The following is a 14,711-nucleotide window of genomic DNA, read 5'->3' as shown; positions in this document are numbered from 1 at the left end:
GTCAGCTTCTCGTCGCCGCGGTCCACGGTCAGGGTGGTGGCGCGCTCGCTGGGCGCGGAGGAGGTCCGGCCGCGCTTCTTCGCGCCGGCGGCGCGCCTCGTCGGCGGCTTCGGTTTCGCCTGTCTGGCCAAGTGAGGCTCCCTCGAATGAACTCGGGCCGGTCGCGAAGGCGGCCGGCCCGACCTGTCGTCACGCGTGCGGGGTCGTGCCCCGCGGCGGTCAGGCTTCCTTGCGACGCTTCTCGCGCTCGCCCCGGAACGTCAGGAGCGGCGGCGCGTGGTTCTGGATGCATTCCTTCGAGATCGTGCAGCCGATGACGTCGGACCGCGAAGGAATGTCGTACATCACCTCCAGCATCGCCTCTTCGATGACCGCGCGCAAGCCGCGGGCGCCGGTCCCGCGCTGGATCGCGAGCGCCGAGATGGCGCGCAGAGCGTCCTCGGTGAAGTCGAGCTTGACGCCCTCCATCTCGAGGAACTTCGTGTACTGCTTGGTGATCGCGTTCTTGGGCTCGGTGAGGATGCGCACGAGCGCGTCCTCGTCGAGCGATTCGAGCGTGCCGAGCACCGGAAGCCGCCCCACCAGCTCGGGAATCAGCCCGTAGCGAAGCAGGTCCTCGGGTTCGACGAGCGACATCAGCTCGCCGGCGTTGCGCTGCTTGCGGCTCTTGATGTCGGCGCCGAAGCCCAGCACCTTCTGGCCGACGCGCCGCTCGACGACCTTGTCGAGACCCTCGAACGCGCCGCCGCAGATGAACAGGATGTCCTTGGTGTTGACCTCGATGTACTTCTGCTGGGGGTGCTTGCGTCCGCCCTGCGGCGGGACGTTGGCGACCGTTCCCTCGAGGATCTTGAGCAGCGCCTGCTGGACGCCCTCGCCCGACACGTCGCGGGTGATGCTCGGGTTCTCGCTCTTGCGCGAGATCTTGTCGATCTCGTCGATGTAGACGATGCCGTGCTCGGCGTTGACGAGGTTGAAGTCCGCCGACTGCAGCAGCCGGACGAGGATGTTCTCGACGTCCTCGCCGACGTAGCCGGCCTCGGTCAGGCTGGTGGCGTCCACGATCGCGAACGGCACCTTGAGCACCTTCGCGAGCGTGCGGGCGAGCAGGGTCTTGCCCGTGCCCGTCGGGCCGATGAGCAGGATGTTGGACTTCTCCAGCTCGACTTCGCTCGCTCCGACCGGCGAATAGATGCGCTTGTAGTGGTTGTAGACGGCCACCGCGAGCGTCTTTTTCGCCCGGTGCTGTCCGACGACGTACTCGTCGAGGATGCGCTTGATTTCCGACGGCTTGGGCAGCTGGCCGGTGGCCGACGGCTGATCGCGCTCGATCTCGCCCTCGAGGATGTCGTTGCACAGTTTCACGCATTCGCTGCAGATGTAGACCGACGGGCCCGACACCAGGCGCGCGACTTCGTCCTGGCCGCGGCCGCAGAAGGAGCAGCGGATGGGATGAGGCGTGGCGATGCGCTTCTTCATGTGTTCCGTCCCCGAGCCTGCCCTGGGATTCGCGCGGCGGCCGCCCGGCGGCGGTCGCCCGTGAGCCGGTCTACTTGCGCTTCTCGATGATCTCGTCGATGAGGCCGTACGCCTTCGCTTCGTCGGCGCTCATCCAGTTGTTCCGGTCGCAGTCCTTGACCAGCTTGTCGAACGGCTGCCCCGTGTGCTTGGCCATGATGTTGTAGAGCTGGTCGCGCATCTTGGCCATTTCCTTCGAGTACAGCTCGATGTCGGTGAACTGTCCCTGCGTGCCGCCGAGCGGCTGGTGGATCATGACCCGGGAGTTCGGCAGCGCGTACCGCTTGCCGCTGGCGCCGGCGCACAGCAGCACCGTCGCCATGCTCGCCGCGACGCCCAGGCACAGCGTCGAGACCTGCGGCTTCACGAACTGCATGGTGTCGTAGATCGCCATGCCCGCCGAAATCATGCCGCCGGGGCTCTGGATGTAAAGGTTGATCTCGCGATCGGGATCCTCGGCTTCGAGGAAGATCAATTGCGCGACGACCAGGTTGGCGATGTGGTCGTCGATCGGCGTCCCGATGAAGATGATGCGGTCCTTCAGCAGCCGCGAAAAGATGTCGTAGGAACGCTCACCCCGGCCGGTTTGCTCGACGACGATCGGTACGAGACCCATCCCCTTGGACCTTTCCCTTTCCCTGCACTGGTCTGTCGGGCCGCCTCGGCGGACCCGCCTTCGTCACTTCGACTTCAGCTCGCCGCGGCCGGCGCCGGAGCCGCCAGGGGCTCGTCGCGCAACTGCGCCGCTTCGATCAACCGATCCATCGCCTTTCGCTCGACCAGCGTCTCGCCCAGCGACCGGCGCCGCTCCGCCGACTGGTACCTCGCCCGGATCCGCGACGCCTGTCGCGGATCCGCCGTGCACATCCTCTCGATGTCCGCCGCGATCTCCTCGTCGGAGACCGTGAGCGACTCCTGCCTCGCGATGCCCGCCAGCAGCAGTTCGCGGCGCAGGGACCGTTCCACGCCGGGACGGTAGTGCTCCTCGAGCTGCTTCGACAGCTCCTCGCCGACCTCGCGTCCCCCGGTCTGCTCGTGCACCAGCTGGTGGAGCATGTAATCCACCAGACGCGGCGAAAGTTCGAACGGGTTCAGCCGGATCAGTTCCTCGCTGGCCTGGCTTTCGAGCTCCCGCCGGACCCGGCCGGCGTCCTCCGCCTCGAGGTTCTGGCGCACCCGGTCCCGCAGTTCGGCCATGGAGCCCATCTTGAAAAGCTCTCGCGCGAAGTTATCGTCCGGTTCGCGCAGCTTCTTCTCCTGGATTTTGCGGATGGAGAGCACGTAACGCATGGTCTTGCCGGCCAGTTCCGCCTGCCGGTAGTCGGCCGGGTACTGGACGGTCAGCGTGCGCTCCTGGCCCGCCTGGGCGCCCGCCAGGCCGTTCTCGAGGTCGGGAAGCAGTTCGGGGGCGCCGAGCTGGATCCGGGTGTTCTTGGCCCGGGTGTTCGCGAGCCGGCGGTCCCTGGCGTCGAGCCGCTGGGAGTCGAGAAGGACGACGTCGCCCTTGCCGGCGGGCCGGTCCACGTCCACGAAGACCGCGGACTGCTCGCGCAGATCCTCGACCATCGCGTCCACCGCGGCATCGTCGACGACCCGCGTGCGCCGCACGAGCGGCAGCGCCTTCCAGCGTCCCACTTCGACCTGCGGCGTCACGTCCACGACCGCCTCGAAGGTCAGGGGCTGTCCCGGCGTGAAGCGCACGTTCGTCACCTTCGGCGGAAGGATGGGCGAAAGGCTGGCTTCGCTCATCGCGCGGCCGGTCGCCTCGGGCAGCACGTGCTCGAGGAACTCCTGCTCGATGTAGGAGGCGAAATCGCTGCGCACGCGCTCGAGCGGCACCTTGCCCTTGCGGAAGCCCGGCATGGAAACGCGCTTCTGGAGCGTGCGGGCGACCTCGCCAAGCCGGGATTCGACCTCCTCGACCGGGATCTCGACGGTGATCGTGTGCTGCCAGCTGCCGCTTTCGCGAACGGTGTGAGTCATCGGTTTCTGCGACCTCGGATGTTGTCCCTGGACGGGTAGGCCGGGGCCTCCCGGTGCGAGTGCGAGAGGGGGGATTCGAACCCCCACGAGTTTCCCCACCGGAACCTAAATCCGGCGCGTCTGCCAGTTCCGCCACTCTCGCAAGGCGATGGCGGCGCTCCCCGGCGAGGACCGGTGAATGCCGGGGGGCGACGGGTGGCTGTGGACGCCTGAACCCCCGGCGCGGAGTCGCGCGGCAGCATAGCACACCGTGCCCGCCGCGCCGCCGCCCGGCAAGGCCGCCGCGGGCGCGTTGCAGAACGGCACGTCGCGCGCTCAGGCGCCGTACTTGTCCAACCGCGCGGCGTTCGCCAGCAGGACCGCCATGAGGTCCCTGCTCGTGAGGTTCGAGAAGCTTCCGCCGCGGCAGTTCTTCTCGTGAAAGCGCGGGAAGCCGTCGGCGAAGCACCAGCGGGCGTGGATCAGGGCCGGCACCGGATGCCAGGAGTGGCCCTTCACGCTCACCGGCGTCGAGTGGTCGCCGGTCACGCACAGCACGTCGGGCGACAGCTCCAGCAACGACGGCAGCGCCGCGTCGGTCGCCTCGATCACGGCCCGCTTCGCGTCGAAGTCGCCGTCCTCCCCCGCCATGTCGGTGCCTTTGACGTGCACGAAGAAGAAGTCGTAGTTCGACCACTGGTGCTTCGCCACCGCGAACGCCTCGCCCGCGGTCTCGTCCACGGGGACGAACAGATCCATGCCGGCGAGCTGCGCGACGCCTCGGTACATCGGGTAGGCGGCGATCGCCGCCGCCCGCAGATGGAAACGCTCCCGATAGCCCGGCAGGTGGGGTCGGGCCGACGCGCCTCGCGCGAGCACGGCATTGGCGGGCGACTCGCCCTTCAGCACTTCCGCGGCGCGCGCCACGAACGCGTTCACGACGCGGACCGTCTTGTCGTTCGGCGCTCCCGGCGCCAGCACATGGGCGGGCGGGATCGGGTGTCCCTCCTTGTGCGGGTCCGCGTCGCTGACCTCGCCGCCGAGCCCGGGCCCGCGCAGCACGGCGACGAAGCGGTGCCCCTTGCCCGATTGCAGGATCACCTCGACGTCGTCGAAGCGCGCCGCGTGCTTCCTGAGCTTCGCGACCAGCTCCGCGCACTGCTCGCTCGTGATGCGGCCGGCCCTGCGGTCGGTGACGATGCCGTCGCCGTCCACGGTGCAGAAGTTCGCGCGCGCGGCGACGTCGCCGGGTTCGAGCGGCACGCCGGCGCCGAGCGCCTCGAGCACGCCGCGGCCGACCTGCGTTTCGATCGGGTCGTAGCCGAACAGCCCCAGGTGTCCCGGGCCGCTGCCGGGCGTGACGCCCGGCTGGACCGGCAGCAGGCGGCCCAGCGCCGCCTGCGGGGCGAGCACGTCGAGGTTCGGCGTTCGTGCGGCTTCGAGCGGCGTCTGCATCTCGTGCGAAGGGTTCGGCAGGTCGCCGAGCCCGTCGAGCACGAGCAGCACGATCTTCGTCGTGTTCGGCACGACCAGCGATTCGAGGACGGACGGCTTCACGGCATCTCTCTCCTTGCGGCGTTCGAGCGGTGTGGCGAACGAGGCGGGCGCCGTCGCGGTCGTCAGTGGCCGGGCACGATTCCCAGGGCCGTCCACCACTTCCAGATTTCGGGTACGAAGCGGCCCGCCTTCACGGCCGGGTCCGCGGCGAGAAGCTTCGCGGTGCGGCTGGAATCGGTCGCGAACACCAGCAGTCCGCGCGCGTCCCCGAGGCCCGCGATGGAGCCGGCGAGCACGAGCGCGCCCTCGCGACGCAGCTTCGCGGTGTTGCGCGCGTGCGCGCCGAGCACCTTCTTCACCTTCGGCGTCCAGTTCGACGTGTACGCCGGTCCGCGCCGCAGCAGCACCAGCGAGAACGACACCATCGAGTCGGGCCTGCCCGGTTCGCGCGCGCGCGCCGTCCGGTACTCGTCCCCGATGCCGGGGTCGGCGAACCAGCGGTAAACGTCGCAGCGCAGGCGGCGCTCCTGGACGGCCGGGTCGCCCGCGAGCAGAGCCGGGATCTCGGCGAGCGAATCCACCCGCCACACCCAGATTCCGCGCAAGTCCGGGTTGCCGGAGCACGGGCCCGCCGCGAGCAGTCGCCCGGCCTCGAACATGCGCTGGTTGTTGCGCAGGTGCTCGGCCTGCACCGAGTCGCCGTGCGCCGAGCGTTCGGGCGACCAGGCGGAGCCCTTCCAGATGAGGCCGAGGGCATAGCGCTCGGGTGGCGGGCTCGTCCCTTCGGCGGCGGCGGCCGCACGGGCCGTGCCCGACAGCAGCAGCGCGGCAAGCAGGGCGGCGGTCACGGGATTCTTCATGCGACGGCTCTCCGGTTGGCCTCGGGGCGGAGCAGGCCCGCACGTTAGCACGCGACGTGCGCGCGCCGAATCCGCCGCCTTCCCTCCCGGGCGCGCGACGTCCCGCCCGGCTGGCGGGGCGCGAATCGTCCGGTCTATGGTGCCCGCGACCGGGCGCGTGCCGCCCGAACTCACACGCGGAGGTTCGATCCCATGGCGATCCGGAAGGTCGGCGTGATCGGCTGCGGCCTGATGGGCAGCGGCATCGCGCAGGTCAGCGCGCAGGCGGGCTTCCCGACCCTGGTGCGCGAGGTGTCGGCGAACGCGCTGGAAAAGGGGCTCGGCTCGATCCGCCGCTTCCTCCAGGCCGGGGTCGACAAGGGCAAGCTCGCGGCCCCCGAAATGGAGAAGACGCTCGCGAACCTCACGGGCACGACCGAGTTGTCCGCGCTCGCCGGCTGCGATCTGGTGATCGAGGCGGCGACCGAGAACCTGGCGCTGAAGCGCGAGCTGTTCTCGTCCCTGGACTCGCTGTGCGCGCCGCAGGCGATCCTCGCCTCGAACACCTCCAGCCTCTCGATCACCGAGATGGCGGCGTTCACGAAGCGCCCGGCGCGGGTGGTGGGTCTGCATTTCTTCAACCCGGTCCCGCTCATGAAGCTGGTCGAGGTCGTGAGGACGGTGAACACCGACGCCGAGGCGCTCGCGGACGCGAACGCGTGGGTCGCGGCCATCGGCAAAACGGCGGTGAACTGCGGCGACTCGACCGGGTTCGTCGTCAACCGCCTGCTCATTCCCTACATGCTCGACGCCGTGCGCGTCTTCGAGCAGGGCCTCGCGAGCCGCGACGACATCGACAACGCCATGAGGCTCGGCTGCGGCTACCCGATGGGGCCGCTGCTGCTGGGTGACTACGTCGGACTCGACACGACCTACTACATCTCCGAGATCATGTTCGACGAGTTCAAGGAGCCGCGCTTCGCGGCGCCACCGCTGCTCAAGCGCATGGTCCTGGCCGGCAGGCACGGGCGCAAGACCGGGCGCGGCTTCTACGACTGGAGCACGAACCCGCCGAGCTGAGGCCGGCGCGGGCCCCGACGTGACCGATCCCGACCGCGCCGCGCGCGGGCCGCGCCTGGCGGCCTTCTTCCTCGCCGCAGAGCCGCGCCTCTGGGGCGACCTCGCCGAATCCGGCACCGTGCCCGTAGGCCTGGAGGCACAGGCGCGCGCCGAGTGGGAGTGCCTGGCGCTCGACGCCTGCCTGCGGGGGCTCGTCGCCGCCGGCGATTTCCGCGACCGCACCGCCGCGGACGTGGACGAGTTCCACACCGCGCTGCTCGAAGCGTGGTCCGAAGCGGGCGACGGCGCGGCGCTGGCGGAGCGGCGCGATCGGCTGCGCGCGCGCTATGAGGAGTACGGCGCGATCGCGCGCAACCTCGAGTCGGCCGGGGCCGCGCGGGTTTCGTCCTCGCTCGGCGGCGCCGCGGCCGCGCACGCCTGCGCACCGGCGCCGGCGCCGCCGGCGCTCGCGGCGGTCTTCGGGGCGATGCACGAATCGCTCGCCGAGGGCGCCGCCGCCTGGCTGCGCGAGCCGGACGCCCGACCGTGATCGCCCACCCCCCGCTCGAGCCGCTGCTCGCGGCGCTCGCGAGACTCGAGCGTGGCGGCATCCCGCACGCGCTCGGCGCGAGCGGACTGTGCGCGGCGCTCGGACTCGTGGACCGGGTCAACGACTGGGACGTGACCTGCGACGCCGACCTCGCGATGCTCGAGGCGCTGTTCGCCGGCGAGCCGTCGCGATCGTTCGGCAACAGCGGCTGCCACGCCGACCACAAGCTCTGCCTGAACGACGGCGGGATCGAGCTGATCGCTCGCTTCGCCTTCTTCGTGGGGGGCGGCGTCGTGCGCATCCCGACCCGGGTCACGCGCCGCTGGAACGGCGTGCCGGTCGGAAGCCCCGAGGCGTGGGCCGTCGCCTACGCGCTGATGGGCGCGTACGACGACGAGGCGCACCGCGAACGGCGGCGCGCACGGGCGGACCTGCTGTTCGGCTGGCTGGAGGAGCACGGTGCCGAAGCCACGGTCGTGCGCGATCTGCTCGCACAGCCGCTGCCGCCGGCGCTGGCGGCGCGGCTCGGCGCGCTGTCGATCGCACGGCCGGCGTAGCCGCCGTGCGGCCGGCGGGAACGCGACGGACGGGCGCTGCGTCCCCGCGCGTTCCGCGCCGCCGCCGCGCGCGGCCGAGCCTCAGCGAACCGACGCCAGCTTCGCGACGCACCGCTCGCCGCCCCGGACCAGCTCGGCGAAGTAGAGCCCCGGCGGCGCGGGGGCGGCGAGGCGCCACTCGTGCGTGCCCGCCGGCAGGTTGGCGTTGGCGATTACGCGCCCCGCGGCGTCGAACACGCGCAGGCGCGAGGGCCCGCCCGGCGCGAGCGCGAGCGTCAGCGCGAGGTCCGGGCCGGCGGGATTGCGACGCGGCACGAGCGCCAGCCCGGGCGGCGCCGGCCCGCTCACCCACACCGGCGCCGTCCGCGTCTCGTTCGCGCCGGGTGCGAGGACGAGACGGAATGCCGCTCGCCCGCCGCCCGGGAGCGGCGGGCCCTCGAACGAGATTTCGTCGGCCGCGGACCACCGCCCTTCCCCCGCGTCGCCCCACTCGGCGCCGTCCGCCGAGCGCTGGATGAGCGCGCGTCCGCCCCCCGCGTCGGTCACGCGCCAGACGATGCGCACGCCGCGAGCGTCGGACTCCGCCGAGAGCAACGACGCCAGCGCGGGCGTTGGCAGCATGGGCGGCATCACCAGCGACCAGGCATCCGCGAAGTACGTGAAGTCGTCGTCGTATCCGCCGACGACCAGCAGGCTCTGGCCCCCGGGATCGAAGCAGGTCGAGAACTGCCAGCGCCGCTGCGGGTGCGGTCCCGCGATCGGCTGTTCGCTCCACGCGTGCCCGGGATAGAGCGAGACCCACCGGGCGCGATCCAGGAAGGACAGGTACCTGAACCAGGGCGGGGAATCGAGCAGGAGGAAGCGGCGCCCGGTGGGATCGAATCCGGCGAACTGGTAGGCCACGGTGTCCGCGTAGTGCGGTTCTGAAAAGACCTCGAAGCTCTCGTCGGAGGCGATCGCGTCGTCACCGATCACCAGGTGGAACGCGAGATTGCGCGCCAGGCACCAGGCGTCCCCACGCAGCGAGTCCGGAAACGCGACGCCGTACGAGAACGCGGGTCCCGTCGCGTTCACGAGCGGTCGCCAGGTCGGGCTCGGCTCCAGTCTCAGCTCCCACGCATCGTGGAGGAACTGACTGCCGTCGTCTCCTCCCATCAGGATGAAGCGGTCCCTCGGCTCGTCACGGAACAGCATCGCGTAGCGACGCGGGGCCGGAGTCTGGCCCGCGAACTCGACACGCTGCCAGGTGCCGCCGGCTGCGAGCGGAAGCCTCCAGAGATCCGCGACGATGCGGCCCGTCCCGTCGAGGGCCTGACCCCCGAACGAGAGCAGCTCGTGCCGCATCGGGTCGAGAATCGCGATGGCGCCCAGCGCCGACGCCGGCTCGACCGTGGAGCCGGTGCCGAGGGGCTCCCAGCCGCCGGAACCGTCCAGCGATCGCGACATCGCGTACGACGTGTAGCCGACGCCGAAGCCCGGTGCGCCACCGAGGACGACGAGGCTGCGGGTGTGCAAGTCCACCAGCGTCGCCGGCCAGCAACGGGAGCCCATACCGAGCGGGGCCTCCGCACGCCAGTGGCCCGCCACCGGGTATCGCGTCTCGGGTGTCGCAACAAGTCCGGAGTCCACCGTGACCGACTCCATCAAGGGAAGCGTCGCGTGGTATCGGTAACCACCGTTCCGGTAGAGCCGCCGGGCGACCGGGTCGAACGCGAAGGCCGGACCGTATCGCCACGACTCCTCCGGGTAGGACCGGTCGTCGAGTTTGAGCGCACTGCCCCCGGCAAGAGGCACGGCCCAGGTGATCCCGTGGTTGTTCATTCCGATCAGGCGGTCCTCCCGGGCATCGAGGACGAGCCGAATCGGCAGGTAGTGTGGCTCCGGAAACCCGATCGGTTCGAGAAGCTCCGCGGTCGCGGGGTCGAGTGACCAGAGTATCCCCTGGCTGGTGATGAGAACGAGGTAGAAGCGATCTCGTGCCGCGTCGAAGACCATGGAGCCGCCCCCGGCTTCCATGCCCGCGGTGCACGGCAGGGGTGCGCTCGACCAGTTGCCGGGATCCGCGAGCGGAATCCGCACGAACCTCGCCATGTCGTCCCACGCGCTCGTGATCGCCAGCACGTTCCGATTGGTGTCGAGCGCGAGACCCAGGGCGTGGTCCGAGTAGTTCCGTTCCGTCGGATGTCGCCAGATGGTCCGCCAGCCCCCGACACCCGCGAGATCGAGGGCATCGACCCGAAGCTCCCCCGAGGCGGTCCCGCCGACGATCAGCCGGTCCCGCAGCGAGTCGTAGACGGCGTTCGTGACGGCCGCGCCCACGCTCATGGGCCATGGCACGCGGGCGATCTCCCGCCAGTCGCGGGACGCGAGGTCGAAGCTCCAGATCGAGCCTTGAGGGTCGAGGCCTTGCGATCCCGAGATCCCGTCCACGTGGTTTCCGCCCGCGAGCAGGAAGCGGTGTCGCCGGGAATCCAACACCAGTGCGTGGTAGGCGCGAACGGGGGGGCCGAGCTCGTGCCACCCGGCGAAGTCGCCATCCGTGATGGCGTGCGGGGCGGCCGCCGGCCGCTCGAGCAGCGTGGGCAACATGCCGCGTCGCGAGGCATCCGGGCCGCGCGCGAACTCCTCGGCCGAGCGCGGCTGCCAGCCGAGCACGACTTCGGGCGGGGCGGTGACGTACCAGAAGTTCTGGGCGCGCGCCGGCGTGGGGAGCGGCAGGAGGCCGGCGGTGAACAGAGCGAGGTGCAGCGTGACACGCGATGCCCGAAGGCGAAGGCGCTGACTCCGGGAGTGCATGAACGCGGTTGCACGCAAGCGACGGGCCAGCGGCCTTCATTCCCGGAAACGGCTCGCACGACCGCGAATGGCGCGGCGAGACGCCGGGCCGGCGCGGTCCGCCGCGTTCCGCGTGAGGCTCGCTCCCGGAAGAAGTGTCGCCCCTGCCGACACCCCGGCCCGCGAGATCCGAGCTAGGTGTGCTCTCCGGCGAGCCGCTTCAGCCCTTCTTCAGGAAGCGAGTACGTGAACACGTCGGTCGCCGAGCGGCGCGCACCGAGGCGTTCGTAGAACCCGATCGCCGGATCGTTCCAGTCGAGCACGTGCCAGTCAATGCGGGCATGCCCGCGCTCGATCGCGTGGCGGACGAGCGCGACGAGCAGGGCCCGGCCGGTGCCGCGGCCGCGCTCGGCTTCCTCGACGTAGAGGTCCTCGAGCCACAGCATCGTGCGGGTGCGGAACGACGACATGACCGGGAAGAACAGCGCGTAGCCGACGAGCCGGCCGTCGCGCTCGGCGACCAGCGCTTCGCCGGCCGGGCGGGGCCCGAAGAGTAGCTCGCCCAGTTGTTCCTGCGTGCCGGTCACGTACTCGGTCCAGCGCTCGAACTCGGCGAGCCCCAGGAGAAGTTCCCACAGGCGGGGCAGGTCCCCGCGCGCGGCGAAGCGGACGCGGACGGAGTCCGTCATTCCCCGATCACCTTGACCAGCACGCGCTTCCTGCGGCGGCCGTCGAACTCGCCGTAGAAGATACGCTCCCAGGGCCCGAAGTCGAGCTGGCCGTTCGTGATCGCGACCACGACCTCGCGGCCCATCACCTGGCGCTTGAGATGCGCGTCGGCGTTGTCCTCGCCGGTGTCGTTGTGGCGGTACTGCGAGGTCGGCGCGTGCGGGGCGAGCTTCTCCAGCCACGCGTCGTAGTCGTGATGGAGGCCCGGCTCGTCGTCGTTGATGAACACGCTCGCCGAGATGTGCATGGCGTTGACGAGCACCAGACCCTCCTGCACGCCCGACTCGCGAACGCAGCGCTCGACTTCCGGGGTGATGTTGAGGAAGGCACGGCGCTGCGGCACGTTCATCCACAGGTATTCGGTGCGGGACTTCATGGCGCGGCGACGGTAGCACGGCGGCGCGCCGGCGCGCCCGGGGCGGAAGCCTCCGCCGGGTCCGCGACGGGCCGTGCGAGGCGCCCCGGCCGCGCGCCGCCGCGGGACCTGTTCGCCCCTCGAAGCCTCTGCTACCTTGCGCCGCACCCAAAACGCACGGCCTGGGCGCGCACGCGCGCCCCAGCGCGTCCCTCGCCGAGGAGGAGCCCCGCATGTCGCTACCCGATGTCGTGATCGTCGCCGGCGCGCGCACGCCGATGGCCGAATGGATCGGCGGCAAGCGTGGCGACGGGCTTCCCGGCGGAGCGCTCGCCTCGGTCTCGGCCCTCGAGCTGGGTGCGGTGGCCTCGCGTGCGGCGATCGAGCGGGCGGGGGTTCCCGCGGAAGTCTTCGACCACTGCGTGATGGGGAACGCGCTCCAGACCTCGGGCGACGCGCTCTACGGCGCCCGGCACGTCGCGCTCAAGGCGGGCCTGCGAACCGAGTGTCCGGCGCTGACCGTGAACCGGCTGTGCGGCTCGGGACTGCAGAGCGTGGCGAGCGCGGCGCAGATGCTGCAGCTGTCCGAGGCGAGCTGGGTGCTCGCGGGCGGCATGGAGAACATGAGCCAGGCCCCGCACGTGCTGCGCGGCGCGCGCTCCGGCTTTCGCTTCGGCACCTCCCCTCCGCTCGAGGACCTGCTGTTCGTGGCGCTCAAGGATTCGCGCTGCGACCTGTTCATGGCGCAGACGAGCGACAACCTCGCGCGCAGGTACGGCATCACCCGCGAGGCCCAGGACGCCTTCGCCCTGCGCTCGCACCGGCTGGCGAACGCCGCGAACACCAATGGCCGGTTCGCCGAGGAGGTCGTGCCGGTCGAGGCGAAGGCGGGCAGGAAGACGGTGATCGTGGACAGGGACGACCACCTGTTTCCCGGCACCAGCGCCGAGAAGCTGGCGGCGCTGCCGGCCGCGTTCGGGCCCGACTCGTTCGTCACCGCGGGCAACGCGAGCGGCGTCGTGGACGGCGCCGCCGCCGTGGTCGTGACGACCGCGGCCGGCGCGGCGACCGCGGGCGTTAAGCCGCTCGCGTTCGTGCGCGCGTGGGCCGCGGTCGGCGTGGATCCCGCCTACATGGGCATCGGTCCGGCTCCGGCGATTCGCGCGACGCTCGCGCGCGCGGGGATGTCCCTGGACTCGATCGGCCTGTTCGAGATCAACGAGGCGTTCGCCGGCCAGTTCCTGGCGGTCGAGAAGGAACTGGGGCTCGATCGCGAGAAGGTGAACGTGAACGGCGGCGCCATCGGGCTCGGCCACCCGCTCGGCGCGACGGGAACCCGGTTGATCCACACCCTCGCCCTCGAGCTGAGGCGGCGCGACACGCGCTTCGGCGTGGCCGCGGCCTGCATCGGCGGCGGGCAGGGCATGGCCGTTCTGATCGAGAAGGCGTAGCCCCACCCTGGAGCCCTCATGTCCGCCACCACCGACACGGCCACGAGCGCGCCCGCGAACGCGTCGTGGAAGTTCCCGCGAGCGTTCTGGTTCGCGAACGCCTCCGAGCTCTGCGAACGCGCCGCCTACTACGGCACGTTCATCGCGCTGCGCACCTACTTGCTGCGCGTCGTTCATCTCGACGACGTGCAGGCGGGGTTCGTGGCCGGCCTGTTCGGCGCGCTCATCTACCTGTTTCCGTTCTTCACCGGCGCGCTGGCCGACCGCCTGGGATTCCGCAATTCGTTGATGCTGGCGTTCGGCCTGCTGACCGTCGGCTACGCCTCGCTCGGACGGTTCCACGACTTCGGGCAGGTGATGGCCGCGCTGCTGCTGGTCGTGATCGGCGGCGCGTTCGTCAAGCCGGTCATCACCGGAACGGCCTCCAAGTCGTCCAATCCCGCGAACCGGGCGCGCGCGTTCTCGATCTTCTACATGATGGTCAACATCGGCTCCTTCACGGGCAAGACCATCGTCGCGCCGATCCGGATCGAGATGGGCGTCGGCAACGTGCCCTACTTCTCCGCCGTGGCCGCGCTGGTGGGCCTGCTGATCATCGCCTTCACGTTCTTCCCGAAGGAAAACGGGGCCGATCGCCCGCGCAGCATCACCGAGACGCTGCGCGGCATGGTGACGGTGATGGGCAACGCGCGCTTCACCGCGCTCATCCTGATCACCGCCGGCTTCTGGGCGATCCAGGGCCAGCTGTACGCCTCCATGCCGGACTACGTGATCCGCATGGCCGGCGAAACCTACAAGCCCGAGTGGTACGCGAACGTGAACCCGCTGGTGGTGGTGCTGTGCGTGGTCTGGGTCACGCAGCTCGTGCGCTCGTGGGCTCCCGAGGCCTCGATCACCGTGGCGATGGTGCTGATCCCGCTGTCGTCACTCGCCATGGCCATGTCGCACCTGTTCGCCGGCCACGTGAACGTCTTCGGGGCGAGCGTTCACCCGATCACCCTCATGATGGTCGTCGGCATCGCGATCCAGGGCTTCGCCGAGTGCTTCCTCAGCCCCAAGTACCTCGAGTTCGCCTCGAAGCAGGCTCCGCCCGGGCGCGAGGGGCTCTACCTCGGTTACGCGCACATGAACACGTTCTTCGCCTGGCTGTTCGGCTTCATCTTCGCCGGCTACCTGCTCAAGGCGTTCTGTCCCGACCCCTCGACGCTCGCGCCGGCCGTGCAGGCGCAGCACACGGCCTGGCTCGCGGGACAGGCGGCGATGCCCGAGGCGTACGCGCACGCCTACTGGCTGTGGTACGCGTTCGCCGGCGTCGGCGTGGTCTCGCTGGTGGCGATGATCGTGTTCATGCTCGTGACCCGGGCGGCCGACGCGCGCAGGCCGAAGGCGACGTAGCGGAGCCGCGGGGCGGAGCGGCGA

At 70.6% G+C, this 14,711-nt stretch carries 13 protein-coding genes and 1 tRNA gene; 5 read left to right on the top strand and 9 right to left on the bottom strand.

Annotation, left to right across the window (positions count from 1 at the left end):
* Nucleotides 1-219: 219 nt before the first annotated feature.
* The 6 genes from clpX to IT347_13320 form a co-directional block, all read right to left on the bottom strand.
* Nucleotides 220-1,479, bottom strand: a complete 1,260-nt coding sequence (gene clpX, locus IT347_13345; GenBank protein MCC6350565.1) for an ATP-dependent Clp protease ATP-binding subunit ClpX — start codon at nt 1,477-1,479, stop codon at nt 220-222.
* Between the two features lie 70 nt (nt 1,480-1,549).
* Nucleotides 1,550-2,134, bottom strand: coding sequence for an ATP-dependent Clp protease proteolytic subunit (locus IT347_13340; protein ID MCC6350564.1), 585 nt, complete (start codon nt 2,132-2,134; stop codon nt 1,550-1,552).
* 74 nt (nt 2,135-2,208) lie between these two features.
* Nucleotides 2,209-3,501 carry a trigger factor gene (gene tig / locus IT347_13335; GenBank protein ID MCC6350563.1) on the bottom strand — a complete coding sequence of 431 codons (1,293 nt, stop codon included), beginning with the start codon at nt 3,499-3,501 and terminating at the stop codon, nt 2,209-2,211.
* A gap of 60 nt (nt 3,502-3,561) precedes the next feature.
* Nucleotides 3,562-3,643: transfer RNA gene (locus tag IT347_13330), tRNA-Leu, on the bottom strand.
* Between the two features lie 173 nt (nt 3,644-3,816).
* Nucleotides 3,817-5,037, bottom strand: coding sequence for a 2,3-bisphosphoglycerate-independent phosphoglycerate mutase (locus IT347_13325; GenBank protein ID MCC6350562.1), 1,221 nt, complete (start codon nt 5,035-5,037; stop codon nt 3,817-3,819).
* A 62-nt stretch (nt 5,038-5,099) separates the two neighbouring features.
* A complete protein-coding gene (locus IT347_13320) occupies nt 5,100-5,837 on the bottom strand; it encodes a hypothetical protein (GenBank protein MCC6350561.1) in 738 nt (245 codons plus the stop codon).
* A 192-nt stretch (nt 5,838-6,029) separates the two neighbouring features.
* Here IT347_13320 and IT347_13315 point away from each other — a divergent pair, with 192 nt between their 5' ends.
* From IT347_13315 to IT347_13305, 3 genes are read left to right on the top strand one after another with little or no spacing between them, the layout of a single operon-like run.
* Nucleotides 6,030-6,896 carry a 3-hydroxybutyryl-CoA dehydrogenase gene (locus IT347_13315; protein ID MCC6350560.1) on the top strand — a complete coding sequence of 289 codons (867 nt, stop codon included), beginning with the start codon at nt 6,030-6,032 and terminating at the stop codon, nt 6,894-6,896.
* Between the two features lie 19 nt (nt 6,897-6,915).
* Entirely contained in the window at nt 6,916-7,425 is a 510-nt protein-coding gene (locus IT347_13310) for a hypothetical protein (protein MCC6350559.1), read from the top strand.
* Entirely contained in the window at nt 7,422-7,982 is a 561-nt protein-coding gene (locus IT347_13305) for a hypothetical protein (GenBank protein ID MCC6350558.1), read from the top strand. Before IT347_13310 ends, IT347_13305 begins: the two co-directional genes overlap by 4 nt.
* A gap of 81 nt (nt 7,983-8,063) precedes the next feature.
* Here the strand turns inward: IT347_13305 and IT347_13300 are convergent, their stop codons facing one another.
* The 3 genes from IT347_13300 to IT347_13290 all read right to left on the bottom strand — a co-directional run bounded on the left by IT347_13300 (nt 8,064) and on the right by IT347_13290 (nt 11,862).
* The gene (locus IT347_13300) at nt 8,064-10,778 is read right to left on the bottom strand and encodes a hypothetical protein (GenBank protein MCC6350557.1); all 2,715 of its coding nucleotides are present in this window, start codon (nt 10,776-10,778) and stop codon (nt 8,064-8,066) included.
* 173 nt (nt 10,779-10,951) lie between these two features.
* A complete protein-coding gene (locus tag IT347_13295; protein MCC6350556.1) occupies nt 10,952-11,446 on the bottom strand; it encodes a GNAT family N-acetyltransferase in 495 nt (164 codons plus the stop codon).
* Nucleotides 11,443-11,862, bottom strand: coding sequence for a YjbQ family protein (locus IT347_13290; GenBank protein ID MCC6350555.1), 420 nt, complete (start codon nt 11,860-11,862; stop codon nt 11,443-11,445). Before IT347_13290 ends, IT347_13295 begins: the two co-directional genes overlap by 4 nt.
* Nucleotides 11,863-12,074: 212 nt before the next feature.
* Between IT347_13290 and IT347_13285 the strand changes: the two genes are divergently transcribed.
* Nucleotides 12,075-13,292 carry an acetyl-CoA C-acyltransferase gene (locus IT347_13285; protein ID MCC6350554.1) on the top strand — a complete coding sequence of 406 codons (1,218 nt, stop codon included), beginning with the start codon at nt 12,075-12,077 and terminating at the stop codon, nt 13,290-13,292.
* A gap of 18 nt (nt 13,293-13,310) precedes the next feature.
* Nucleotides 13,311-14,687 carry an MFS transporter gene (locus IT347_13280; protein ID MCC6350553.1) on the top strand — a complete coding sequence of 459 codons (1,377 nt, stop codon included), beginning with the start codon at nt 13,311-13,313 and terminating at the stop codon, nt 14,685-14,687.
* Nucleotides 14,688-14,711 lie beyond the last annotated feature (24 nt).

This window comes from Candidatus Eisenbacteria bacterium (genome assembly GCA_020847735.1).
Classification (GTDB): Bacteria; Eisenbacteria; RBG-16-71-46; order RBG-16-71-46; family RBG-16-71-46; genus CAIXRL01.
The sequence above is the reverse complement of the archived record's forward strand: the minus strand, read 5'-3'. Positions and strand labels throughout refer to the sequence as shown.